This window comes from Pseudomonas sp. Ma2-10 (genome assembly GCF_054330215.1).
In genome coordinates, this window is record NZ_JBTEYL010000001.1 from 209518 (window position 1) to 233333 (window position 23816).

The 23816-nt window shown below is 58.7% G+C and carries 20 protein-coding genes; 11 read left to right on the top strand and 9 right to left on the bottom strand.

Annotated features, from left to right (window positions below):
* Window positions 1–76: 76 nt before the first annotated feature.
* Window positions 77–571: a CS1 type fimbrial major subunit gene (locus tag ACXPVS_RS00865; protein ID WP_458508225.1), complete on the bottom strand. Its 495-nt coding sequence runs from the start codon at window positions 569–571 to the stop codon at window positions 77–79.
* Window positions 572–1086: 515 nt separating this feature from the next.
* Between ACXPVS_RS00865 and ACXPVS_RS00870 the strand changes: the two genes are divergently transcribed.
* Window positions 1087–1668 (top strand): PadR family transcriptional regulator, encoded by a 582-nt coding sequence (locus ACXPVS_RS00870; protein ID WP_458508226.1) that lies wholly within the window; start codon window positions 1087–1089, stop codon window positions 1666–1668.
* On the top strand, window positions 1665–2450 hold the full coding sequence (locus ACXPVS_RS00875) for a siderophore-interacting protein (RefSeq protein ID WP_458508227.1): 786 nt from the start codon (window positions 1665–1667) through the stop codon (window positions 2448–2450). The genes ACXPVS_RS00870 and ACXPVS_RS00875 overlap by 4 nt, the downstream gene beginning before the upstream one ends.
* Before the next feature lie 15 nt (window positions 2451–2465).
* On the opposite strand, the gene ACXPVS_RS00880 is transcribed toward ACXPVS_RS00875, so the two are convergent.
* Together ACXPVS_RS00880 and ACXPVS_RS00885 are read right to left on the bottom strand one after the other, a co-directional pair.
* Window positions 2466–3122, bottom strand: a complete 657-nt coding sequence (locus tag ACXPVS_RS00880) for a Pr6Pr family membrane protein (protein ID WP_458508228.1) — start codon at window positions 3120–3122, stop codon at window positions 2466–2468.
* A gap of 2 nt (window positions 3123–3124) precedes the next feature.
* A complete protein-coding gene (locus ACXPVS_RS00885) occupies window positions 3125–3355 on the bottom strand; it encodes a VF530 family protein (protein ID WP_282375289.1) in 231 nt (76 codons plus the stop codon).
* A gap of 282 nt (window positions 3356–3637) precedes the next feature.
* On the opposite strand from ACXPVS_RS00885, the gene ACXPVS_RS00890 reads away from it, so the two are divergent.
* Window positions 3638–5020: a carbohydrate porin gene (locus ACXPVS_RS00890; protein ID WP_458508229.1), complete on the top strand. Its 1383-nt coding sequence runs from the start codon at window positions 3638–3640 to the stop codon at window positions 5018–5020.
* A gap of 90 nt (window positions 5021–5110) precedes the next feature.
* Complete coding sequence (locus tag ACXPVS_RS00895) at window positions 5111–7522, top strand: glucose/quinate/shikimate family membrane-bound PQQ-dependent dehydrogenase (protein ID WP_458508230.1); 2412 nt, start codon at window positions 5111–5113, stop codon at window positions 7520–7522.
* An 87-nt stretch (window positions 7523–7609) separates the two neighbouring features.
* On the opposite strand, the gene ACXPVS_RS00900 is transcribed toward ACXPVS_RS00895, so the two are convergent.
* Genes ACXPVS_RS00900 through ACXPVS_RS00915 form a run of 4 tightly spaced genes read right to left on the bottom strand, consistent with a single transcriptional unit; the run spans window position 7610 to window position 11914 of the window.
* Window positions 7610–8029 carry a group I truncated hemoglobin gene (locus tag ACXPVS_RS00900; RefSeq protein ID WP_458508231.1) on the bottom strand — a complete coding sequence of 140 codons (420 nt, stop codon included), beginning with the start codon at window positions 8027–8029 and terminating at the stop codon, window positions 7610–7612.
* Window positions 8029–8892 (bottom strand): DUF3034 family protein, encoded by an 864-nt coding sequence (locus ACXPVS_RS00905; RefSeq protein WP_458508232.1) that lies wholly within the window; start codon window positions 8890–8892, stop codon window positions 8029–8031. Before ACXPVS_RS00905 ends, ACXPVS_RS00900 begins: the two co-directional genes overlap by 1 nt.
* Before the next feature lie 3 nt (window positions 8893–8895).
* The gene (locus tag ACXPVS_RS00910; RefSeq protein WP_458508233.1) at window positions 8896–11253 is read right to left on the bottom strand and encodes a putative bifunctional diguanylate cyclase/phosphodiesterase; all 2358 of its coding nucleotides are present in this window, start codon (window positions 11251–11253) and stop codon (window positions 8896–8898) included.
* The gene (locus tag ACXPVS_RS00915) at window positions 11237–11914 is read right to left on the bottom strand and encodes a methylamine utilization protein (RefSeq protein WP_458508234.1); all 678 of its coding nucleotides are present in this window, start codon (window positions 11912–11914) and stop codon (window positions 11237–11239) included. The genes ACXPVS_RS00910 and ACXPVS_RS00915 overlap by 17 nt, the downstream gene beginning before the upstream one ends.
* Before the next feature lie 363 nt (window positions 11915–12277).
* Between ACXPVS_RS00915 and lon the strand changes: the two genes are divergently transcribed.
* The 6 genes from lon to cmoB all read left to right on the top strand — a co-directional run bounded on the left by lon (window position 12278) and on the right by cmoB (window position 18399).
* Entirely contained in the window at window positions 12278–14695 is a 2418-nt protein-coding gene (gene lon, locus ACXPVS_RS00920) for an endopeptidase La (RefSeq protein ID WP_458508235.1), read from the top strand.
* A gap of 116 nt (window positions 14696–14811) precedes the next feature.
* Window positions 14812–15204, top strand: a complete 393-nt coding sequence (locus tag ACXPVS_RS00925) for a protease inhibitor I42 family protein (RefSeq protein WP_458508236.1) — start codon at window positions 14812–14814, stop codon at window positions 15202–15204.
* Window positions 15205–15206: 2 nt separating this feature from the next.
* Window positions 15207–15848, top strand: coding sequence for a lysoplasmalogenase (locus ACXPVS_RS00930; RefSeq protein WP_458508237.1), 642 nt, complete (start codon window positions 15207–15209; stop codon window positions 15846–15848).
* 155 nt (window positions 15849–16003) lie between these two features.
* Window positions 16004–16492, top strand: coding sequence for a hypothetical protein (locus ACXPVS_RS00935; protein ID WP_458508238.1), 489 nt, complete (start codon window positions 16004–16006; stop codon window positions 16490–16492).
* A 174-nt stretch (window positions 16493–16666) separates the two neighbouring features.
* Entirely contained in the window at window positions 16667–17446 is a 780-nt protein-coding gene (gene cmoA, locus ACXPVS_RS00940) for a carboxy-S-adenosyl-L-methionine synthase CmoA (protein WP_458508239.1), read from the top strand.
* Window positions 17443–18399 (top strand): tRNA 5-methoxyuridine(34)/uridine 5-oxyacetic acid(34) synthase CmoB, encoded by a 957-nt coding sequence (gene cmoB, locus ACXPVS_RS00945; protein WP_458508240.1) that lies wholly within the window; start codon window positions 17443–17445, stop codon window positions 18397–18399. Before cmoA ends, cmoB begins: the two co-directional genes overlap by 4 nt.
* Window positions 18400–18437: 38 nt before the next feature.
* Here cmoB and tadA read toward each other — a convergent pair whose 3' ends face one another.
* Together tadA and ACXPVS_RS00955 are read right to left on the bottom strand one after the other, a co-directional pair.
* Window positions 18438–18932, bottom strand: coding sequence for a tRNA adenosine(34) deaminase TadA (tadA, locus tag ACXPVS_RS00950; RefSeq protein WP_458508241.1), 495 nt, complete (start codon window positions 18930–18932; stop codon window positions 18438–18440).
* Entirely contained in the window at window positions 18932–20308 is a 1377-nt protein-coding gene (locus ACXPVS_RS00955; RefSeq protein WP_458508242.1) for a multicopper oxidase family protein, read from the bottom strand. The genes tadA and ACXPVS_RS00955 overlap by 1 nt, the downstream gene beginning before the upstream one ends.
* Window positions 20309–20555: 247 nt before the next feature.
* Between ACXPVS_RS00955 and ACXPVS_RS00960 the strand changes: the two genes are divergently transcribed.
* Entirely contained in the window at window positions 20556–23609 is a 3054-nt protein-coding gene (locus tag ACXPVS_RS00960) for a membrane-targeted effector domain-containing toxin (RefSeq protein WP_458508243.1), read from the top strand.
* Window positions 23610–23816: the final 207 nt, after the last annotated feature.

Genomic DNA, 23816 nt, shown 5'->3' on the forward strand with positions numbered 1-23816 from the left:
CTCTGATTACGATCAAGTTAAAGTCCGACGGGACAAACAATGCTGTTTGCCCTGTCGGTTTGCGCGACGTTGAAAGTTAGCGCGTGCCGCCCACGGGTGGGACCGCGTCGAAGGTCATTGCCACGACACCGGTGTAGTCACCCGCCGGGAAGGTCGTACCTACCGCACTGATTTTCAGCGGCGCACGGAAGTTCACGTCAGACTCGGCTTCACCCACAACCAGTTGCGGGTCCATGTTGAGTTGTTTGTTGTTGAGTTCCACTTTCAAATCAATGGCATCGGAGCCAGAGATCAGTTTTGGCAGGCTGTCCAGGCTGGAGTGAACCGAACCGCTGTTGTTACGCACATCGAAGAACCCGTTTACTTCTCCCATTTTGCCGCTGGCAGGCTGGAAGCTCATGTCCTGATCCTTGTTGACGAGGTCAGGATTGGTAGGCACCACGTAGAAACCGTTGGTCGGCACGTGGGCGACGATGCTGATGGAGTGAGCCGCTTCACCTATGGCAAATGCCCCGGAGGAACCCAGCGCCAAAAAAGCCAATGGGGCAGCGATTGCGATTTTCTTGAACATTGTTAAGTCCCTGTTTTCTTTATGGAGTCGGTTCATTGAAAGTTAAAAACCGCTGACCCGTAATGGGTCGCTTTATTTGAACCTCCAACGCCGAAACATCTTCAACTTCTTGTTCCGGAAAGTAAGCAGGCAACTTCCCATGAGCGCGTAGTTAAACAACCTCATGACCAGAAGGAAAAACAAGCAAATAACTCAAATACCAAACAGCGACTGTAAGCTATCGCCTACATACAGTTTTATCCAAAAAACCATACAGCGGCTTCGCCTAGACAACAATGGACTTGCAGGATTTTTAGAGCATAAACTCAACCCGCATTAGAGCAACAGCTTTAACCATTAAACAATCTCTCTATCGGCGGAAAAATCAGCTTATGTGCGGTGATATTTCCTGGTGAATTGGGTCATTGACCGCGCCAACCGTCCGTCGGCACTGATCGGCCCCTGCAAAAAACGTCTTGCCTTTATCTTAAGATATATCTTACGTTGTATCTAAATACGACGAGAGCAACGAAAAAATGAGAGACCATCATTCCCCACACCGCGACCATAACGACGGGCGCGACGGCTTTGAAAAGCGCCCAGGCCCCGGCCGAGAACGGGGTGGCCGAGGCCCGCGGGTGTTCGCCCCAGGCGATCTGAAACTGCTGCTGCTGGCGCTGATCGCCGAGCAGCCTTGCCACGGTTATGACCTGATCCGCCAGATCGAAAGCATGTTCGACGGCGCCTACAGCCCCAGCCCCGGTGTGATCTACCCGACCCTGACCTTCCTTGAAGAAAGCGAGATGATCCTGGGCGACGCCGAGGGCGGAAAAAAACGCTACACCATCACCGATGCCGGACGATTGTCATTAAGCGATCAGGCGATCGCACTGGACGGCGTACGGATGCGCATCGAGGTCAGCAAGCGCTCATTGCGCGGCCATGACCGCCCGGCCGAGATCCACGAAGCGGTGCATAACTTGCGTCATGCCTTGCAGATGCATCACGGCCGCTGGAGCCCGGAAGAAATCCTGCGGGTGCGCGACCTGCTTAACAACACCGCCAAAGCCATCGTCGATGGCTCCGTTGTTCAACCTGCTCAGGAGCAAGCCGAATGACTGAAGTGATCGTGCAAACCATTCACCGTGTCAGCCACGAGATCAAACGCCGTCGTCTGGAAGTGTTGCGGGTGGTCGACCTGACGCCGCGCATGCGCCGCATCACGCTGGGTGGACCGGAGTTGGCGGGCTTCGTCAGTCTCGGCACGGACGACCACATCAAACTGTTGTTCCCTCAAAACGCGGCGGAACAGGCCGCCCTGGAAACCCTGGTGATCGGTGCAGACAAGGACAACGGGCCGATGCCGGCGATGCGCGACTACACGCCACGCCGCTACAACCTCGACATGCTGGAACTGGACATCGACTTCGTGCTGCACGGCGACGGCCCTGCCGCGACTTGGGCCGAGCAAGCCAAACCCGGCCAATTCCTGCACACCGGCGGTCCACGGAACTCGATGATCGTGCCGGACATCTTCGACAGCTACTTGCTGATCGGTGACGAAACCGCCCTGCCCGCGATCGCTCGACGGCTGGAAGGCCTGGCGGCCAATCGCCAGGCATTGGTGATCGTGGAAGTGGAGAGCGGTGCCGAACAGCAACGACTGGAAAGCGCCGCGCAAGTCAATGTGATCTGGGTATTGCGCGAGGGTGGCCAGAACACCTTGCTGACGACGGTGAAGCAACTGCAAGTGCCTAGCGGCAATCTGTACGCATGGGTGGCGACCGAGAGCAAAACATCGCGGCAGATACGCCGGGTGTTGCTGGATGAACACGGGCTGAACGAGCCGTCCGTCAAAGCCGCGGGCTACTGGCGACGGGATGATAGCGACGAAGATTGATGGAGGCTGGCGGCGCTATCGGCGCCGCCCAAGCTGGCGGTCGATCGCCATCAATAGCAAAGCAATCACCACAAAACCTACCAGTAACCCCCCGGCATTCAAAAACACCTGTGGATAACCCAGCTTGCCGACATCAACGAAAGGATAGGGATAAACCGCCAGCAGATGCCCGCGCCACAATGCATACGCGAAGTACGTCACGGGATAGATCACCCACGCCGCGATATGGCGCAGTCGTAACGTGCCTTTCGGCACGCACCACCACCAATACGCCAGAAACAGCAGCGGCATGACGTCATGCATCAGCTCATCGGCCAGCCATTGCCAGCCTTGCGGATGCCATAAATGGCGCAACAACACGTTGTACCCCAGGCCGACCACCGCGATGCTCACGGCAATGCCGCTACTGACCCACGGTTGCAAAAACCAGCGTCGCGCCGCCGACTCGCGGGACGTCAGCTCACACGTCAGTACGGTCGCCACCCACGTATTGCTCAGCACGGTGAAATAGCTGAAGAAGCTGACCAGCCCACCGAGCAGACTGGCCGCCAGCGTCCAGCGTGAGTAGAAAATCAGGTACAGCTGAATGCCCAGTCCCGCCCAACCGAGCAGCGCCGCCACCGCGACAAAACGACGCCTCGCGGCAGAACCTGGCATCGGTGGGTTGACCATGCTCAGACCGGGCGTTTGGTGCGCATCAACTTCACGTACAGGTGCTCGACCTTCTCCCGCGCCCACGGGGTTTTGCGCAGAAAAGTCAGGCTCGACTTGATGCTCGGATCACTCTTGAAACAGCGGATATCGATGCGCTCGGCCAGCCCCGACCATTCGTAGTGTTCAACCAGCGCGTTGAGGATTTGCTCCAGCGTCACGCCGTGCAGCGGGTTGTTGTTCTGTTCGGTCATGCCGGGCCTTCGAGCAGTGAAAGAATGGGAAGCCGCGCACCTTAGCCGAGGGTGCGGCCAGGTGGAAGCGCTCTGTGCGCTATCTGTTCAATGTAGGTGAACCCTCAAAGATCGCCTCCCGGCACTGTTACCGAATACGAAAGAACTCATGTCGTTAAAAGCGCTTTCTCTATTTGTAACAGGACATTATCCTTGCGCCCGCCATGCTGAAACGCTTCCGCTGCCCGCGACACACCGCTGCCTCAGTTCACTTCTCAGAAAAGACCCCGAATCACTTCCCCTATGCCTTATCTTCAAACGCAACGAGACAGCGCTGTCTGCGCCGCTATTGCTCGCCGAAAAGCCCTGAACCTGATTGGCGGATTCACCGCATTGGGCCTCGCCACTTGCACCCAGGCCGCTCCGGCTTTCGACAGTGAGTCGCCGTGGATGCTCGGCGACTGGAACGGCACGCGCACCGAACTTTCGAAAAAAGGCTACGACTTCAACGTCGATTACACCGGCGAAATGTCCAGCAATCTGCACGGCGGTTACAACCATGACCGTACCGCTCGCTACAGCGACCAGTTTGGCCTCGGCACGCACCTGGACCTGCAGAAGATTCTGGGCTGGGACGACGCCGAATTTCAACTGACCATCACCGAGCGCAACGGCAATAACATCAGCAACGACCGCATCAATGATCCGCGCGTGGGCGGGTTCACCTCGGCTCAGGAAGTCTGGGGGCGCGGGCAAACCTGGCGCCTGACGCAGATGTGGTATCAGCAGAAATTCTTCGATCAAAAGCTCGACATCAAGGTCGGCCGTTTCGGCGAAGGCGAAGACTTCAACAGCTTCCCCTGCGACTTCCAGAACCTGGCGTTCTGCGGCTCGCAGGTCGGTAACTGGGTCGGTGGCATCTGGTACAACTGGCCGGTCAGCCAATGGGCGATACGGGTCAAATATCACCTGACGCCGCAACTGTACGTGCAGGTCGGCGCCTACGAGCAAAACCCGTCGAACCTTGATCGAGACAATGGCTTCAAGCTCAGCGGCAGCGGTACCCAGGGTGCGATCCTGCCGGTGGAACTGGTCTGGTCGCCGAAGCTCAACGGCCTGCCGGGTGAATACCGCGCCGGGTATTACTACAGCAATGCTAACGCCACCGACGCTTACAAGGACCGCAACGGTCAGCCGGCCGCCCTGAGTGGCGAGGCTTACCGCAGCGCGTCGAGCAAACACGGTGTGTGGCTCGGTGTGCAGCAGCAGATCACCCGCCGCGCCAGCGACAACTCCCGCGGCCTGAGCGTGTTCGCCAACGGCACGATGCACGACAAGAAGACCAACGCCATCGACAACTATGTCCAGGCAGGCCTCGTCTACAAAGGCTTGTTCGATGCACGCGCCAAGGACGATATCGGTTTCGCCCTGGCTCGCGTCCACGTCAACCCGGCTTACCGCAAGAACGCCGAGGCGACCAATCAGGCCCGCGCCGTGTTCGACGACAACGACCCGTCCTTCCTGCCACCGCAGGACACCGAATACAGCGCCGAACTCTATTACGGCGTACACGTCACGAACTGGCTGACCGTGCGCCCGAACCTGCAATACATCCGCCACCCCGGTGGCGTGGACAAGGTCGATGATGCGCTGATTGGCGGGATCAAAGTGCAATCGTCCTTCTAGCCCGGTTTCTTAATGAACCCTGCCCGCACAGGATCGTCATCTACAGTGAACTTGCGCGGGACTACTTAAAACATCACGGAGAACCACACTATGAGCACTGATGGTGCTTTGAGTCGAAGCCGTCTGCTGCCGAGCCTGCTCGGTATCCTGCTTCTGCTAATGGGCCTGGCCATGCTGGCCGGGGGAATCAAGCTGAGCACGCTCGGCGGCTCGCTGTATTACCTGCTGGCCGGTATTGGCCTGGCGCTGACCGGCGTGTTACTGATTGCCGCTCGTCGCGCGGCACTGGGCCTCTACGCGCTGGTGCTGTTCGCCAGCACCGTTTGGGCCTTGTGGGAAGTCGGCCTTGATTGGTGGCAACTGGTGCCGCGTCTGGCCATGCTGTTTGCGCTGGGCATCGTCATGTTGCTGCCGTGGTTACGCCGTCCACTGTTGCTTAACGGCGCGGCGCCGATGGGCACCGGCGCCCTGAGCGTGGCCGTGGTCATCGCTGGCGTCGCTGCACTGGCCAGCCAGTTCACCAACCCCGGTGAAATCAAAGGCCAACTGGACCGCGACAGCGTGCCAGGCATGACCAACACCGCTCCGTCCATGCCCGACGGGGACTGGAATTCCTACGGCCGCAGCGCTTACGGCGATCGTTACTCGCCACTGACGCAGATCACGCCGCAGAACGCGAACAAACTCGTTCCGGCCTGGACCTTCCGCACTGGCGACCTGCCAGGGCCGAACGACCCGGGCGAAACCACCGCCGAAAACACCCCGCTGAAAGTCAACGGCATGCTTTATGTGTGCACGCCGCACAGCCAGGTGATCGCGCTGGACCCGGACACCGGCAAGGAAATCTGGCGTTTCGATCCGAAGCTCTCCACGCAAAACGCGGCGAACTTCAAGGGTTGGGCGCACATGACCTGCCGTGGTGTGACGTATCACGATGACGCCGTTTATGCGTCCGAGCAAAGCCCTACCGGCACCGCCACCCCTGCGCCGGTCAGCAACATCTGCCCACGCCGGATCTTCCTGCCGACGGCCGACACCCGTTTGATCGCCCTCGACGCCGACACCGGCAAAATGTGCGAAGACTTTGGCGACAAGGGCCAGGTTGATCTGCGGGCCAACATCGGCGGCTTCAACGCCGGCGGCTACTACTCCACCTCACCTCCAGCGGTCACTAAAGACCTGGTGGTGATTGGCGGCCACGTCACCGATAACGTCTCCACCGACGAGCCTAGCGGCGTGATCCGCGCGTTCGACGTGCACACCGGCAAACTGGTGTGGAACTGGGACAGCGGCAACCCAGACGACACCACGCCGATTGCCGAAGGCAAGGTCTACACCCGCAACTCGCCGAACATGTGGTCCATGTTCGCGGTCGACGAAAAACTCGGCATGCTTTACCTGCCGATGGGCAACCAGACCCCGGACCAGTTCGGTGGCGCACGCACCCCTGAATCGGAACTGCACGCCGCCGGCCTGACCGCCCTCGACATCGCCACCGGTAAGGTGCGCTGGCACTTCCAGTTCACCCACCATGACCTGTGGGACATGGACGTCGGCGGCCAGCCCACCCTGATGGACCTGAAAACCGCTGACGGCGTGAAGCCAGCAGTACTCGCGTCCACCAAGCAAGGCAGCATCTACGTGCTGGACCGCAGCACCGGCAAAGCGATCGTGCCGATCAACGAAGTGCCGGTGCCACAAGGCGCTGTCGAAGGTGATCACACCTCGCCGACCCAACCGAAATCCGACCTGAACCTGATGCCACCGCCGCTGAAAGAACGCGACATGTGGGGCGTGACGCCGTTCGACCAACTGATCTGCCGGATCGACTTCAAATCCATGCGCTACGACGGCCCGTTCACGCCGCCATCGCTGCAAGGTTCGATCGTGTATCCAGGCAACTTCGGTGTGTTCGACTGGGGCGGCATTTCGGTTGACCCGGTGCGTCAGATTGCTTTCATGAACCCGGACTACATGGCGTTCAAATCGAAACTGATCCCGGCCGCCGAAATCGCTGCCCAAGGCCCGCGTAAAAGCGAAACCGAAGGCGTGCAGCCGAACAAAGGTGCGCCATACGGCGTCATCCTCGAACCCCTGCTCTCGCCACTGGGCTTGCCGTGCCAGGCACCGGCCTGGGGTTACGTGGCAGCGGTCGATCTGACCACCAGCAAAATCATCTGGAAACACAAAAACGGCACCGTGCGCGACAGCTCGCCGGTTCCGATCCCATTGAGCATGGGCGTTCCAAGCCTGGGCGGCACATTCACCACCGCCGGTGGCGTCGCCTTCCTGAGCGGCACCCTTGACCAATACCTGCGCGCCTACGACGTGAAAAACGGCAAGCAACTGTGGGAAGGCCGCCTGCCAGCCGGCGCGCAAACCACGCCAATGACCTACACCGGCAAGGACGGCGAGCAATATGTGCTGGTTGTTGCCGGCGGTCATGGGTCGCTGGGCACCAAGCAAGGTGACTATGTGATCGCGTACAAACTGTCCGAGTAAGTTGTAGCGGCGGTTAAAGGAAAGGCGACGCCTGTGAGGGGGTCGCCTTTTTTTGTACGCAGCGGGCATAAACGCAATCGGACGGTGTTATTTCTCAATCACGTCCGGGCGCATGGGTGCCAGTCGGGCGATCAAGCGGTTTTGTACGGGGACGCTGACGCCCTGCTCATCCATCGCGGCGATAAGGTCTTCGACCAGTGCATTGAAGTCGCTGCGGCTGACGTTCTGACCCTTGTGACTCTCGGCCATGCTGTCGCCGGTGTACACACAAGGGCCGCCCGCTTCGACGCAGAACTGTTCGATCAGTTTGTCCCGCAGGCGCTGGATATCAATCTTGCGAAAACGCTCGACGATGCGTTCATCCTTGGCGATTTTCAGCAACATGCCTTCAACAATCCGAGTGATCCCCGGACGCTCGCCGAGGTCGCGGTAGAGGCTGTCGTCCTTGGGCGGTTGCTGTACGCAGGCACTCAACAGCAGCGCCAGAATCAGAGGGAAAACCCGCATCAAAAACTCCCCTGGATCGACAGATACGTGCCGTTCTGGTTATCCAGCGTGGCGATTTCGCCGAGCCGGGCGTAGGCCAACACCACCGAGACATGCTTGTTGGGGAAATAGCCGACAAACAGGTCCGCCCAATCGCTTTCACCGGAGAACGACAGGTTGTCTGGTTTCTCTCGATACTCAACGCCCACCGCCCAGCGCGGATTGAACAGCACCGCGAGCGAACCTTCTTTCAACAGGCTGCGCGTGTCGCGACGATCACCGCCAAACCCCAGCAACCCCAACTCGTTCGCACGGCTGTAACGCAAGCTGCCATTGACCAGCAGGTTGTAGCCAAACGCTGCGCCCATGAACAAACGACTGGCAGCCAGATAACCTTCGGTATCGCTGTCACGCTTGGCGCCAACCAGGCTGGGGATCAAAAAATCACGCTGATGTTTGTATTCCAGCCCCAACGAAACCTGCGGCAAGTCGTCGTAGATCACGTCGCCAAACAGCCGAACCTTAACCCCGAGCACGTCCTGACCGAGGCTGTCTTGCGGCAGGTTCAGCTTGTTCACCAACGACCCGAGATCAAAGCGTTGCCGGGCAAAGGACAATTCAACGCGGTTGTCATAAGCCAACGCGAGACCCGCCACCTCCAGCCGATAGTCCGGCAGGTTGACGGTGGTGGCGAACGCCGTGGCGCCCCACTCATTCTTTTCGCCATAACCGGCGAGCACCGCCCACGGGGTGATGCCACCGCCCGCCGCACCTTCAAGGCTGCTGGCCCCGCCGGTGGCGATCAGACGCCCGTTATCGGCCACAGCGGCTTGCAGGGTCAGGCCGACGAGACAGCCGAGCAACAGGGGAAAACGTGAAGTCATGAGTCAATGAACCATGAAAGATTGAGCACTCAGTGGCAACGCCACCCAAGCTTCGAACGCCGCTGCGCTCAGCGGACGACTAATCAGATAACCCTGCGCCGTGTCGCACTGCCAACGTTCAAGCAAACGCAGGCTGTGGGCATATTCAACGCCCTCGGCCACCACTTTGAGTCCCAGGTTATGGCTCATTTCAATGGTCGAACGAACGATCACCGCGTCCTCGCTGGTTTCATCCAGATCGCGAACGAAAGACTGATCGATCTTCAACTCTTGCACCGGCAAACGCTTGAGGTGAGCCAGCGATGAGTAACCGGTGCCGAAGTCATCCACCGACAAACTGATGCCGCAATCACGCAACTGATGCAGCACTTTCAGGGCTCGCTCCGGTTCACGCATGACCGCGCTTTCGGTGATTTCGAAAATCAATTGTTCAGCCGGCAAGCGATAAACCCGCAGCAATGCCGAGACCCGCTCGGCCAGGTCATCACTGAGCAAGTCCTCGGCAGAAATGTTCAGCGACAGCTGCAAACGCAGGCCCCGGCGATTCCACTCCGAGAGCTGGCGCATGCCTTCGCCGATCACCCAGTTAGTCAACGTTTGAATGCTGCCGGTGCGCTCGGCCAAGGGAATGAATTCTGCCGGCGAGACCATGCCAAATTGCGGATGCTGCCAGCGCAGCAAGGCTTCGGCCTGGCGTACATGGCCTTTGCTGATGTCGAGTTTGGGCTGGTAATGCAGCAGGAATTCGCCATTGCTTGCGGCGTGGCGCAAATCACGTATCAGGGTGACCTGACGGCGATGTGCGAGGTCACGGCCCTGTTCGTAGATTTGCAGGCGACCGGGCAATTGCGCCGCGTCTTTCATCGCAATCGCGGCGCGCTCCAGCAAGGTGTGCGCGCTCAAGCCATCGACGAGATAGGCCGCGATGCCCATACGACACTCAAGCATCAGGTCATGGCCGTTGATGCGTTGGGGCTTGAGCAACAATTGTTGAAGCTGATCGGCCACCGCCACAGCGGCGTCACTGTCCATACCGTCGAGTAACAACAGGAATTCATCGGCAATCAAATGCGCCACGGTATCGCCGGGGCGCAGCGCGGCTTGCAGGCGTTCGCCGGTTTGGCGCAGTAATTGATCGACCGACTCAGGGCCAGCGGTTTCGTTGATCGCCCGCAGGTTATCGATGCCCATGTACACCAGCGCCATCGGTCGTTGCGCGGAGATCGCACTGCCCAAGCGTTCCATCGCCAGCGCGCGATTGGGCAGGCCGGTGAGTGGGTCGTGCAAAGCGTTGTGGGCCAGTTGCAGTTCACGCTCGGCGATGCCGCTTTGCATGGAATTGAACGCCGTGGCGAGCAGGCCCAGTTCATCGCTGCGCTTGAGGTTGACCGGCGTCTGGTAATCGCCCTGACCAATCCGTTCGGCGGCCTCGGCCAGCGCGCGCACCGGTTGCGACACCCCACGGGCCAGTAACAAGGCGCCGGCCAGCGAGCCGAGCAACGCCACCAAGGCAATGCCGAGGATCTTCTCATCCAGCGGCGCGAAGGCTTGCATCGCTGCATCCAGTGGACTTTGCAACAGCGCAATCACCTGGTTATCGCTGCCTTGCGCCGCACTCGCCAGCATCAACGACTGGCCAAGAAAATTCTGATCGTGAAGCTCACTCACCTGCACCTGACTGCCCTGTCGACTGCCGAGCATCAAACGCATGAGGCTGTCGTTCATGGTACTGGGCTGGGTGCTGACCAACTCGCCGACGTGCTGGCGATCGACGGTGAGGAACGACACTTCAAGGTTGGTCAGCGACTGCAATTCAGCCGCCCAATGTGCGTCCATGCTGAACCCCATGACCACCCGAGCGATCGGCAGCGGCGCCAGCACCGTGGCTTCCACCAACAAATGCGGTTTGCCCTGCAACGGCACGATCACCATAGTCTGTTGCGCGCGGCGAGCTTCTTGCATGGCTTGGTCGTAGCGGAACGGCGTCCCTTCGACGACGTCATCGAGGGTGCTGGCCAGGACCTTGCCGTCCATGCCCAGCAAAATCATGTCGCTGGCATTGATGCGTTTGCCATGGTTGAGCAGCACCGAGGCCATGGTCGCCGCGTCGCCGCTGGCCACCGCTTCGCGAAAACCGAAATCCGCCGCGAGCAACTGCGCGCCGTCGGCCAGCCGTCGGCCCCGTACGTCCAGTAACCGTTCGAATACCCGTGTGCCAACTTCCAATTGCGCAGTGGCCTGGCCGCGCACCGCCGAGTTGGTCGCCGCCTTCACGCTGAAGTACAGCGCGCCGACCACCACCAGTAAAAGCAGAATCAAGACACAGGCGACCCGCGCCTGAAAGCTACTGCGTAGATTCATGGGCGGCTCGCTTAAAGGCATCGCCAAAGGCACTCGGTGCCGGCGTGGTCGGGGTCTGCTCGGCCTGGGCGTCGAGGGTCAGGGTGAAGGCCTGCGTGAGGCCGGCCGCAGAGATTTTTACTTCGCCACCGTCCACCGGTTGCATCCCCGAGGCTTGCGGGTGCCAGAGAGTGACGCGATAAACCCCGGCCGGCGCGTCGAGGGTCAATTGCCCTTGGGCGTCGGTCACGCCGAAACGCGGGTCATCGGTGACGTAGACGTAGCCGAGCATCCAGTCGTGAATGTTGCAGCCGAGCACCACCACGCCAGGTTTGTCGAACAGCACCGGGGCGGATGGAGTGCCTTCATACAGGCGCAGTTCAAAACGCTTGGCCGGCGAAAACGAATAGACCTGATGGCGGATGTTGTCGCTGTTGGGAAATCTGATCGGCGTGCCGGTGTGCACCGCCAGCACGTGGGGCGCGAATTGCTGGCTGCGCTGGTCCAGGTCAGCCTTGAGCGCGCCCAGCGGCAGACCGACCAGACCTTGCAGGGTGACGACCGCATCGGCCAGGGATTTGCCATTTTGATCGTGCATCTGGATCTGCAGCGGCGCGGCATTGGCCAAACCACTGAGGCAGAGCGCTGCGGCTATGAATAAAGCAGAAATCAAACGGGCCATGAGGCTTCCAAAAAAGTCAGGGAGTCGAAATGGCCTGCCTTGGCGATAGGATCGTATGAAGCCCGACACGAAGCGGATTATGCCCAAACCAAGGCCAAATGCCATCATTGAATAGCACATGACAGATGGCCGCTCGCCCGGAAAAAAACTTATGCAAAAAGATAGCTTCTGTATAGGTTAGCGACCGCGAACGAAAAAACTGAAGACGGGACGCACCTCCTGTAAACACCGCCTTCTGCAGCAAAGCTCATTCGGGCAATGACCTGTCAAAACCCTGAACACACACCCAGAAATATCCTCTGCTATTGAAACCACCCCCCACCTGCCCCATCTAACAGCCATACCCAATTGCGCAGGTGCCCCATGAGCGACCAGCAAGAATTCCCCGAAGACCCGAGCGAATACGCCGACCCAGAGAACGCCGAACACCACTCCACCAGCAAAGGCCTCGCCCTGCCAGGCCAGAACCTGCCGGACAAGGTCTACATCATCCCGATCCACAACCGCCCGTTCTTCCCGGCCCAAGTGCTGCCGGTCATCGTCAATGAAGAACCCTGGGCTGAAACACTGGACCTGGTGAGCAAATCCGATCATCACTCCCTGGCCCTGTTCTACATGGACACACCCCAGGAAGATCCGCGCCATTTCGATACCGCCGCACTGCCGGAGTACGGCACGTTGGTCAAGGTGCACCACGCCAGTCGTGAAAACGGCAAATTGCAGTTCGTCGCCCAGGGCCTGACCCGCGTCCGGATCAAAACCTGGCTCAAGCACCATCGCCCGCCGTACCTGGTGGAAGTCGAATACCCTCACCAGCCCTCTGAGCCCACCGACGAGGTCAAGGCTTACGGCATGGCGCTGATCAATGCGATCAAGGAACTGCTGCCGCTCAACCCGCTGTACAGCGAAGAGCTGAAAAACTACCTCAACCGCTTCAGCCCCAACGATCCGTCGCCGCTGACCGACTTCGCCGCCGCACTGACGTCGGCCACCGGCAGCGAGCTGCAAGAAGTACTCGACTGCGTACCCATGCTCAAACGCATGGAAAAAGTCCTGCCGATGCTGCGCAAGGAAGTCGAAGTCGCACGGTTACAGAAAGAAATTTCCGCCGAAGTTAACCGCAAGATCGGCGAGCATCAGCGCGAGTTCTTCCTCAAGGAACAACTCAAGGTCATCCAGCAGGAGCTGGGCCTGACCAAGGACGACCGCAGCGCCGACATCGAGCAGTTCGAGCAGCGCCTGAAAGGCAAGGTTCTGCCCGCTCAGGCGCAAAAACGCGTCGAAGAGGAAATGAACAAGCTGTCGATCCTCGAGACCGGTTCGCCGGAGTACGCGGTCACCCGCAACTACCTCGACTGGGCGACCTCGGTGCCGTGGGGCGTGTACGGCGAGGACAAACTCGACCTCAAGCACGCGCGCAAGGTGTTGGACAAACACCATGCCGGCCTCGACGACATCAAGGACCGCATCCTCGAGTTCCTCGCGGTCGGGGCCTACAAAGGTGAGATCAGCGGCTCGATTGTGCTGCTGGTCGGCCCGCCGGGCGTGGGTAAAACCAGCGTTGGCAAATCCATTGCCGAATCCCTCGGCCGGCCGTTCTACCGCTTCAGCCTCGGCGGCATGCGCGACGAAGCCGAGATCAAGGGCCACCGCCGCACCTACATCGGCGCGCAGCCGGGCAAACTTGTCCATGCGTTGAAAGACGTCGAAGTGATGAACCCGGTAATCATGCTCGACGAAATCGACAAGATGGGCCAGAGCTACCAGGGCGACCCGGCCTCGGCACTGCTGGAAACCCTCGACCCGGAACAAAACGTCGAATTCCTCGACCACTACCTGGACTTGCGTCTGGACCTGTCGAAAGTGCTGTTCATCTGCACCGCCAACACCCTGGATTCGATCCCTGGTCCATTGCTGGACCGGATGGAAGTGATTCGCCTGTCGGGTTACATCACCGAAGAAAAAATCGCCATCGCCAAGCGTCACCTGTGGCCGAAACAACTGAAAAAGGCCGGCGTGTCCAAAGGCAGCCTGAGTATCAGCGACAGCGCCCTCAAAGCGTTGATCGACGGATACGCCCGTGAAGCCGGCGTGCGGCAGTTGGAAAAACAACTGGGCAAACTGGTGCGCAAAGCCGTTGTGAAACTGATCGACGAGCCCAAAGCGGTGATCAAGCTCGGCCCGAAAGACCTCGAAGCCTCACTCGGCCATCCCGTCTTTCGCAACGAGCAAGTGCTGTCCGGCACCGGCGTCATCACCGGGCTGGCCTGGACCAGCATGGGCGGCGCGACATTACCGATTGAAGCCACACGGATTCACACATTGAACCGTGGCTTCAAACTCACCGGACAATTGGGCGATGTGATGAAGGAGTCGGCGGAAATCGCCTACAGCTACGTCAGCTCCAATCTGAAGTCGTTCGGCGGTGATCCGAAGTTCTTCGACGAAGCCTTCGTTCACGTGCATGTCCCGGAAGGCGCCACCCCAAAAGACGGCCCGAGTGCCGGCGTGACCATGGCCAGCGCCCTGCTCTCGCTCGCCCGAAACCAGGCGCCGAAAAAAGGCATCGCCATGACCGGCGAACTGACGCTGACCGGGCATGTACTGCCCATTGGCGGAGTGCGCGAAAAGGTGATTGCGGCGCGGCGGCAAAAAATCTTTGAATTGATTCTGCCGGAGCCTAACCGCGGTAGCTTTGAAGAACTGCCGGATTATCTGAAGGAAGGGATTACCGTGCACTTTGCCAAGCGGTTTGCGGATGTGGCGAAAATCCTGTTCTAACCCCACAGGCTGATCGTTCCCAAGCGCTGCGTCGGAACGATCAGCCTCCTCGTCACACTTTGTCTCATCTTCAGTTATGCTCGCCGTTCGTCGTGAATGCCGGAGCCGCTGACCTTATGTCCCCCACCCGCCTGTTTGTCCCCCTCGCCCTCTCCTTGCTGGCCGCGTGCGCCACGCAACCGAAACAGAACGTGACCGTGGAAAAACAAAGCGAATGCCCGGTAAAACTGCAAAGCGGGCAAAACCTTATCCTGACCTTGCCAAGCAACCCGACCACGGGTTACCGCTGGGCCATCCAGGATTCAGCCGGTGGCGTATTGCGCGCGCTCAGCCCAGAGGTCTACAGCAACCCGGAAGACGCGGGGATCATCGGCAGTGCCGGCCTCTCGACCTGGCGCTTTCAGGCGTTTGCCGCCGGCACCGGGCGCCTGCGCCTGACATCGCAACAACCTTGGGCGCCGGAAGTGCTGCCGGTGGACACCTTCGACTGCGCGATCTCGGTTAACTGACCATGGGCTGGCTGATTCTGGCGCTGATGGGCGCGGTGACGTTCCTCTACGGCGTCAGTGTGCATGCGGCGTTGCTCTGTCTGCTGGTCAAACCGCTACCGGTATTGGCCCTGCTCGGTTGGTTGCATGACGCACCGCCCAGCGAATATCGGCGCTGGATCAGCCTTGGATTGATTTTTTCCCTGCTCGGCGATGTGCTGCTGGCGTGGCCGGGGGATTTGTTTGTGTTTGGGCTGGCGGCGTTTTTGGTTGCCCACTTGGCGTATCTGAAGGCCTATTTGAGCGATTGCCGGCGGGTGGCGTTGTTACCGCTGATCATCGCTTTGGGCGTCGGCGCGGTGTTGTTGGGGATATTAATTTCCAATGGACTGGGTCCACTGCTGATCCCGGTGATCGTCTACGGCCTGGCCATCAGCGCCATGCTCTGGCGGGCGCTGGCTCGACTCGGCACTGACGTGCCCAAACGCTCGGCGCTGCTAGCGGCCGCAGGCGCGGTGGCGTTTGTATTTTCGGACAGCGTGATTGGCATCAATCGATTCGTCGCGCCGTTTCATGCCGCGCCTTACGTAATCATCCTCAGCTATTGGTTGGGGCAATGGGGGATTGCGGCGTCGGCCTTTCCCAAGAAAATGCACAATAGATAAACCCGAATCATCAGGCATTCCTAATAACTAAAAAATGATCATCTATCGCAAACCGTGATAAAAGCCTGTCAGGTCTGACAGTAGCCCCGTTCTTTCTGCAAACTTATTCTTTCAGTGGCGTCACCCAACCACACCTGTTCGCAAGGAAGAATATGATGAGTTTTTTTAAAAGTAAAAACACGATTGCTGCTGCAGATTCGATTATTACCGTTAGCGCGGAAACGCTAGCCACGGTGTCCAATCGTGTGAAGCTTGACAGCCAAATTGTGGAGTTTGAAGCCGATACCAATAGCAATCTAATTGCGCTGGTCACTCGCGCGAATACACAAGACTACTCGCATAGAAGCAAAAAAGGTTTGGTGCTGATATTCGATAAAAATATCAAATCCGGCGCCTATTCAGTCACCGATCAAAACTTTCCCTTCGAAAGTTCCTATTACTTTGAAACGGGCACCATCCCCGGCTTTACCACCTCTTTTGTATATCACCCCACGATCGGCTCTTTCACGGTAGAAACGATCGAAAGCAGTGCTGAGAAACTGCATTATCAAATCAGCTTTGATTTCAAAGGGGTAACCTATCAGAATGAAGAGCTCAACATCGCGGGTAAATCTACCTATATCGTGATAATGAAACCGAAGTAATCACATCAAAATAATGAATGGCCACGTCTCTGTTTTGGGACGTGGCCAATCATTTTTTGTTTAGCGTTACCTCTCTACATACTGCGCCCTGACCTTCACTGGTCAGAATCCCCCGCCGGGCATCTCTCACGCTTTATCAGACAACCCGCGCATCCCCTCGTCAATTTGGCTAAAATGCCGGCCTTTTCCACCTCTGCCGCCGGAACCGCCGTGAGCAAAGAACCCGATCGCCTTTTCGCCCAACCTTTGGCCCAGGTGCCCGACTTCGCCTTTAACGAGGACGTGGTGCGGGTGTTCCCGGACATGATCAAGCGCTCGGTGCCGGGCTATCCAACCATCGTTGAAAACCTCGGCGTACTTGCCGCGCAGTTCGCCCAGCCAAACAGCGTGCTCTATGACCTGGGTTCGTCCCTCGGTGCCGTGACCCAGGCCTTGCGCCGACATGTACGCACCGACGGCTGCCGCGTCATCGCTGTGGATAACTCGGCGGCGATGGTTGAGCGCTGCCGCGAGTACCTCAATGGCCAGGACTCGATGTTCCAGGAGCTGCTGCCGGTCGACGTGATCGAGGGCGACATCCTGGCCCTCCAATTCCAGCCAGCCTCGGTGGTGGCGCTGAACTTCACCCTGCAATTCATCGCCCCGCAACAGCGCACGGCGTTGCTCTCGCGTATCCGCCAATCGCTGCTGCCCGGTGGCGCGCTGATTCTGTCGGAGAAGCTGCGCTTCAACGACCTCGAAGAACATGCGCTGCTCACTGACTTGCATGTCGCGTTCAAGCGCGCCAATGGCTACAGCGAACTGGAAATCGCCCAAAAACGCAGCGCCATCGAAAACGTCATGAAGCCCGACAGCCTCGAAGAACACCGCGAGCGCCTGCTGGCCGCCGGGTTCTCCAAAGTCGTGCCGTGGTTCCAGTGTCTTAACTTTGCCTCGTTGATTGCCTTGCCATGATTGATCTCTCTCCCCTCGCCCGTCGCCTGGCTGGCTCCCCGCTGGCCGACTGGGCCAACACCCTGCAAGCGCAACTCGACAAGAAAATGGAAAAAGGTCATGGCGACCTGAAGCGCTGGCAGAGTGCGCTGGACGCTTTGCCGAAGATTCAGCCGAGCGAAGTCGATCTGCTTAACGGCCTGACGCTGGACACCGATTGCGATGACGAAACCCGTGCGCAAATGCGCACCGCGCTGATGGGACTGTCACCGTGGCGCAAAGGGCCGTTCGATTTGTTTGGTGTGCACGTCGATACTGAATGGCGTTCGGACTGGAAGTGGTCACGGGTTGCACCACATTTGGATCTGAAGGGTAAACGCATCCTCGATGTCGGCTGCGGCAACGGCTACTACATGTGGCGCATGCTCGGTGCCGGGGCCGACAGCGTGATCGGCGTTGACCCAAACTGGCTGTTTTTCTGTCAATTCCAGGCAGTACAGCGTTATCTGTCCGAGCCCAATGCCTGGCACCTGCCGTTCCCGTTCGAAGACCTGCCACCGAACATGGAAGGCTTCGACACCGTGTTTTCCATGGGCGTGTTTTATCACCGTCGTTCACCGATCGAGCATTTGCTGGCGCTGAAGGATTGCCTGGTCAAGGGCGGCGAATTGGTGCTGGAGACGCTGGTGATCGAGGGCGATCAGCAGCAAGTACTGGTGCCGGAAGACCGTTACGCGCAGATGCGTAACGTGTGGTTCCTGCCGTCAGTACCAGCGCTGGAGCTGTGGCTGCGCCGGGCCGGGTTCACGGATGTTCGCTGTGTGGACGTGAGCGTGACGACGGTCGAGGAACAGCGCGGGACGGAGTGGATGAAGTTTCAGTCGCTGAGCGATTTCCTTGACCCCCAAGATCACAGCAAGACAGTTGAAGGGCTGCCAGCGCCGATGCGCGCCGTGATCGTCGCTCGCAAGTAAACACCCGCCCCATGATCGTTCCCACAGCGTGGGAACGATCACTCTCTACTGGCTCTGCGGGCCTTGAAGAACTCACTCAACACCGCACTGCACTCCTCCGCCAACACCCCGCCTTCATAGAGCACCCGGTGATTCAAAAATCCCTGGGTAAAAAACTGCCCCTGACTCTGCACAATCCCGGCCTTAGGTTCCAGCGCGCCGTACACCACCCGGGCAATCCGCGAATGCACGATCAGCCCGGCGCACATGCTGCATGGCTCAAGTGTCACGTACAGCGTGCTACCCGGCAGACGATAGTTGCTGGCTGCCAACGCCGCTGCGCGGATTGCGACCATTTCGGCATGGGCGCTCGGGTCATTGCCGCTGATCGGGCAATTGAAACCCCGGCCGATGATTTCACCGTCCTGCACTACCACCGCGCCCACCGGCACCTCACCCAGGGCCGCGCCTTGAGCGGCCAAGGCCAGGGCTTCGCGCATGAAGTCACGATCACGACTGCGGTCGATAATCACTGCGGGACGTATCTGACGCATTACGCCACCTCGATGGCGGCCATCAGGCCGGTTTCCATGTGATCAATCACGTGGCAGTGGAACATCCAGATCCCTGGGTTATCCGCCACCAGCGCGACTTGCGCGCGTTCGTTTTTGCCCAGCAAGTAGGTGTCAGTGAAGTATGGGATGACCTTGTGCCGGTTCGAGGCGATGACCTTGAAGCTCATCCCGTGCAGGTGAATCGGGTGTTGATACTGAGTCATGTTCTTCAATTCGAAAATGTAGCTCTTGCCCTTCTCGAGCTTGGCAATCGGGCGGTCAGCGCAAGTCTTGTCGGTGATGTCCCAAGCCTTGCCGTTGATCTGCCACAGGCTCGGCGGTTTGCCGTTGTCGACGTTCACCGACACCGAACCTACCCATTCGAAATTGAAGTTGAGTTTCTCGGCATTGGCCAGGTCCGGCTCGGCCACCGGGTTGGCGGGCAGTGCGGGTGGCCACTCGGTCGGTGCATCGGCGTTCGCCACCGAACGGAACATGCCAAGGCGAACCGGGCCGTTGCGCAGGGACAGCTCTTCACCGGCCGGCGGTGCCTTGATCGCCAGGCAAATACGCATGCCCGGGCCGAGCCAGTATTCCTTGCCCAACGGGCGCGGTTCGATGGGGTTGCCGTCCAGCGCATAGATCTGCGCTTCGACGCCAGGAATGTTGAGTCGGTAGGTCAGGGTGTTATCGAGATTGAGCAGGCGCACCCGGGTGATCTGCCCGGCGGGCAACTCGATCACCGCTTGCGAGACACCGTTGATGGTCGACAGACGCCCCGCCGTGCCACCACGGGCCGCTTCGCGAGGAATACTGAACGCGACAAAACCGCCCTCTTCATCGATGTGCCAGTTCTTGAGGCTCAACGTCTTCTCGTACTTGAAACCGGTAGGTTCGCGCTCTTCGACAATCAACGCGCCGACCAGCCCGCGACCAAGTTCTTCGCTGCTGTTCACATGTGGGTGATACCAGTAGCTGCCGGCGTCGGGCACGCGGAATTTGTAGTCGAAGTATTCGCCCGGCAGCACCGGAAGCTGCGAGACGTAGGGCACGCCGTCCATTTCCAGCGGCAGACGAATGCCGTGCCAGTGAATGGTGGTCGCCACCGGCAGGTGGTTGATGAAACGTACCCGCAGCCATTCGCCCTGACGCACCCGCAACTCGGTACCCGGCGCCGACGGGCCGAAGGCCCAGGCTTGGGTCTTGTGCCCGGCCACCAGTTCGACGTCCAGTGGTGCGGCGATCAGCTCATAGTCATGACCCGCGTCGGCGTCGGCCATCTTGCCCAACCAGTAACGCGACGCGCCCCCCGCTCCGACACCAACGACAACAAGACCGGTCAGGCCACCGAGTATTTGGCGACGGGTAAAGGACATGAACGCAACTACCTCACTTGAAAGCGGCAGGCCTGAGCCCGCAAAAGGCGAATACGATACACCTGCAACTGCGAAACAGTAAGAGCAGCGCGACCATGGGCCGCAGGGCGGGGACTACCTGACAAAGCTCGATGTCCTACTCAACGCCAGCGCAAACAGCCATGGCTACCGTCCCCACGGCCTACAGATAGAGCTGACCTCTCTTGAGATAGTGAGCGACCTTCCACCCGCTTTCAAAGAGAGAATCATGGACGACTCCAACGACACATTCGTGCCCGACGCCACCGACGTATTGGCGCTCCACGCCCTGATCCCCGGCTTGGTCGCCGACTGCCCCGACATGTACGCCATGGCGTATCAGGTCGCCAAAGATATTCTGCTCCAGCACAACATCACCGACATCGAGCCCGACAAGGTCTACTGGCACCGATTCCGCGCCGCGCAAAGCAGTTCGAAGACCTTTACCGGTTGGCAACACGTGTTTGAAAAACCCAGGGAGTCGGTGACCTTCCCGCAACTGGTGATACAGCGTTTCAGTGTGCACGACCAGGATAACGCTGACCTTCTGGACGCCGACAGCGGCTTCTATCGCGCCGATGGCAATGCCGGAAACTACGACGAAACCAACGAAATTCGCCTGCACACCAAGGATGCGCTGAAAGCCTTCTGGGATATCAATTTCGCTGACCGTTACAAAACGGCCATCGCAACGTTCTGGGAAAAGCACAGCGACAACTTCCGTGCGCTGGCCAAGTGCACGTTCATTGCCAAAGCCATTGAAGACTACGAGAAAGGCCATTTGACCCGAGCACGCTTCACCACGGTGCTCAGGGCGGTCGTCGGTAATGTAAGCAGGCCGCTCACCTGGCAAATGCTACTGGACGAGGCGTCAGCGGGCAGCGGCTTATCGATTCGCAAGTTTTGCATTGACCACTTCGAGTCGACCGACATCCTGAGCATTACCGACGACAGTGACCTGAACATTCTTTACATTCCGGGCCAACCCAGGGGATTTTACTGCTTTAACAATGTCGAGGAGTTGCACCAATGGCTGGTCGATGAGGTCAAGGATGCCGAAGGCCGTGAACGCATGCTGATGCACTTCAAGCAGAAGGAGCGCGACATTCTTCAGGAAAGGCCAGCCTCACTGGGACACAAGCTCGCCAACTTTACCGGCATCGGCCTGATCATCCACACGCTTGAAGAAACGCCAATTGATAATGTCGGACTCACCCATGCGTATGACGTTTTGCCCAGCGAACATAACGTCGCCGACTATCATCTGTTGCACTACCGAGGCGAAAAGATTTCCGGTGATGCGTTCACCCACCTGAACCAATCGACCCATGAGCGCATGCTCAGCGACGCCGATTTCCTGCTGCATTCCAATGGCGAGATCAGGAAAAAGCTGTGGATAGGCTATCTCAATGCCTTCAACCACACCTTCGGGCCAATGGCCACCCTTGCATGGCCGGCAGCGCTTGTCGTCATCGGCGCTGGCATTGCCAATGTCGGGCTTCACATCGACCAGGCCATCAACGGCACGACTCCAATGGAACGCAAAGCGGCTGTCAAAGCAGCCATTTTTGGCAGTGTGGAGGTGCTGTTTAATTTGCCATTTCTGCGCGGCGCAGCTGAACTGGCAGAGGCCGCCGAGACAGAAGAGGCGCTTGCCTGGGGAGAAGCGTCCAAGACAGAAACAGAAACACCCGCGATGCCCTCCCTCTCCGTCGACGCTACCGGCCCCTCCGATATGGACATACTGGCGCCCTTTGAAACCAATGAGATTCTCGACGGCGACTTCCCGGTGAGTGATGAAGGTAAATTTCAGGGCATTTATCAACCCGCAACCGGCGGTCACTACATGGCTATCGACGACCGTTTTTTTCAGGTGCGTTACAGCAATGAACTCCAGTCCTGGGCAATCATCGACCCGGTCAATCCCTACTCCTTTTTTCGCAACATACCGGTGCGCCTGAATGAACTGGGTGAATGGACGGCCCTCACGCGTCCCAGGCTGACAGGAGGAGGCAGGTTTTCCGATCTGTTTACCAGGGCCGAGCCGCCACTCCCGGATTTCGATGCCCCGGCGACGGCATACGATGTTCCGCAGGAGATCAAGCCAGCCCTCGAACAGGCGGCCAAGGGTACGGCCTCGAAGGGGGATTTGAAGGACGGCTTTGTGAACCCCAACAATCCGGACGATGAACTGGATGCCTTCAAGAGACTGCGCCGAACGCTGCACGAGGACGCCGTGACCTTCTATTCGCAACTGCAACTGCCACCCAGGCCGGCCATTCCATCCTTCATCCCGAATGCAAAGTTCAAGGACATCATCAAGACCCTTTTCAAGCGGTCACAGAGTCTGGTCATCGGTGAAAGTCACTCCAGCGTGGGCAGCAAACAGTTTCTGATCGAGAATATGAGCGTGCTGCGCAAACAAAAAGTCAAAACCCTGTACATGGAGCATCTGCTGACCGATTTCCATCAGGCTGACCTGGACGCGTTCAACAGGACTGGAGTGATGTCCGAGGATCTGGAAAGCTATCTCAAGGACCTTGACGCAGGTTTTTCGACTGACCCCAGCGAACAATTCACTTTTGAGCAAGTGGTCAGGACGGCGCAAACACAACATATCCGCGTTCAGGCCATCGACTGTCTGGCCAGTTACCGCAGCATAGGCATTCAGGGGGCAGATATTAATTTTCGGCAAAAAATGATGAATTTTTTCGCCCGCCAAGTCATCGGCGCCGACCAGACAGCCAGAGGCGCGCATCGATGGGTGGCATTGGTCGGGAACAGCCACACCAATACCTATGCCGGCGTGGCGGGTGTCAGCGAACTTGAAGGCAGCATCGGGCTGCGGATTGAAAGCGTGGGCCCGGATGAGCTCGGCGGTATCAAGTTCGACCCGGGGGTGGCCGACCAGCCGCGCCCGGGGCAAGCGGCCGGTTTTGCCAAAAATGACTTGTTGCTGCAAATCCCAACGCCCAAAAGCGTGATCCTGGCGCAAAGGCTGGAAGATGGCCTGCCCAGGCCAGGCACGTACACCCTCAGCACCAGTACCGGTGAACCCTTTCTGGTTCACCGCAGCAGAACCCTCACCAACAGAGTCATCACCAGTAACGGCATCATCACCCGAGGCAAACTCGTTCGAACGCCCATCAAGCAGGATGCCGATGGGTACTACGTCGAACGGGATGCCTGGCAGATCAATGGCCGACGCTTTCAAACCCCAGACGCCTTGAGTTCAGCGCTGCACAGAATGGGCATGACCCCCGTCCGACTACCCGGCGTCTAAAACGCAAAAAGGCCGTGTGAACAGTGTTCACACGGCCTTTTCTGTTACCTGCGATCAAGCCATCAAGGCGAGCGCGGGATTATTCCCACTCTATTATCATTAACAAATAAATATCCATATATATCAGTTAGAAACATAAAATTTTAAGATCAATTCCATAAGTAATACCATGTTAGGAAAACCTGACTTCATAGATTCTGTCTTGAG

What these genes read in the sequence shown, in the direction of transcription:
- ACXPVS_RS00865 (WP_458508225.1), bottom strand. Translation starts at nt 571, where the DNA reads ATGTTCAAGAAAATCGCAATCGCTGCCCCATTGGCTTTTTTGGCGCTG.
- ACXPVS_RS00870 (WP_458508226.1), top strand. Translation starts at nt 1,087, where the DNA reads ATGAGAGACCATCATTCCCCACACCGCGACCATAACGACGGGCGCGAC.
- ACXPVS_RS00875 (WP_458508227.1), top strand. Translation starts at nt 1,665, where the DNA reads ATGACTGAAGTGATCGTGCAAACCATTCACCGTGTCAGCCACGAGATC.
- ACXPVS_RS00880 (WP_458508228.1), bottom strand. Translation starts at nt 3,122, where the DNA reads ATGGTCAACCCACCGATGCCAGGTTCTGCCGCGAGGCGTCGTTTTGTC.
- ACXPVS_RS00885 (WP_282375289.1), bottom strand. Translation starts at nt 3,355, where the DNA reads ATGACCGAACAGAACAACAACCCGCTGCACGGCGTGACGCTGGAGCAA.
- ACXPVS_RS00890 (WP_458508229.1), top strand. Translation starts at nt 3,638, where the DNA reads ATGCCTTATCTTCAAACGCAACGAGACAGCGCTGTCTGCGCCGCTATT.
- ACXPVS_RS00895 (WP_458508230.1), top strand. Translation starts at nt 5,111, where the DNA reads ATGAGCACTGATGGTGCTTTGAGTCGAAGCCGTCTGCTGCCGAGCCTG.
- ACXPVS_RS00900 (WP_458508231.1), bottom strand. Translation starts at nt 8,029, where the DNA reads ATGCGGGTTTTCCCTCTGATTCTGGCGCTGCTGTTGAGTGCCTGCGTA.
- ACXPVS_RS00905 (WP_458508232.1), bottom strand. Translation starts at nt 8,892, where the DNA reads ATGACTTCACGTTTTCCCCTGTTGCTCGGCTGTCTCGTCGGCCTGACC.
- ACXPVS_RS00910 (WP_458508233.1), bottom strand. Translation starts at nt 11,253, where the DNA reads ATGAATCTACGCAGTAGCTTTCAGGCGCGGGTCGCCTGTGTCTTGATT.
- ACXPVS_RS00915 (WP_458508234.1), bottom strand. Translation starts at nt 11,914, where the DNA reads ATGGCCCGTTTGATTTCTGCTTTATTCATAGCCGCAGCGCTCTGCCTC.
- lon (WP_458508235.1), top strand. Translation starts at nt 12,278, where the DNA reads ATGAGCGACCAGCAAGAATTCCCCGAAGACCCGAGCGAATACGCCGAC.
- ACXPVS_RS00925 (WP_458508236.1), top strand. Translation starts at nt 14,812, where the DNA reads ATGTCCCCCACCCGCCTGTTTGTCCCCCTCGCCCTCTCCTTGCTGGCC.
- ACXPVS_RS00930 (WP_458508237.1), top strand. Translation starts at nt 15,207, where the DNA reads ATGGGCTGGCTGATTCTGGCGCTGATGGGCGCGGTGACGTTCCTCTAC.
- ACXPVS_RS00935 (WP_458508238.1), top strand. Translation starts at nt 16,004, where the DNA reads ATGAGTTTTTTTAAAAGTAAAAACACGATTGCTGCTGCAGATTCGATT.
- cmoA (WP_458508239.1), top strand. Translation starts at nt 16,667, where the DNA reads ATGCCGGCCTTTTCCACCTCTGCCGCCGGAACCGCCGTGAGCAAAGAA.
- cmoB (WP_458508240.1), top strand. Translation starts at nt 17,443, where the DNA reads ATGATTGATCTCTCTCCCCTCGCCCGTCGCCTGGCTGGCTCCCCGCTG.
- tadA (WP_458508241.1), bottom strand. Translation starts at nt 18,932, where the DNA reads ATGCGTCAGATACGTCCCGCAGTGATTATCGACCGCAGTCGTGATCGT.
- ACXPVS_RS00955 (WP_458508242.1), bottom strand. Translation starts at nt 20,308, where the DNA reads ATGTCCTTTACCCGTCGCCAAATACTCGGTGGCCTGACCGGTCTTGTT.
- ACXPVS_RS00960 (WP_458508243.1), top strand. Translation starts at nt 20,556, where the DNA reads ATGGACGACTCCAACGACACATTCGTGCCCGACGCCACCGACGTATTG.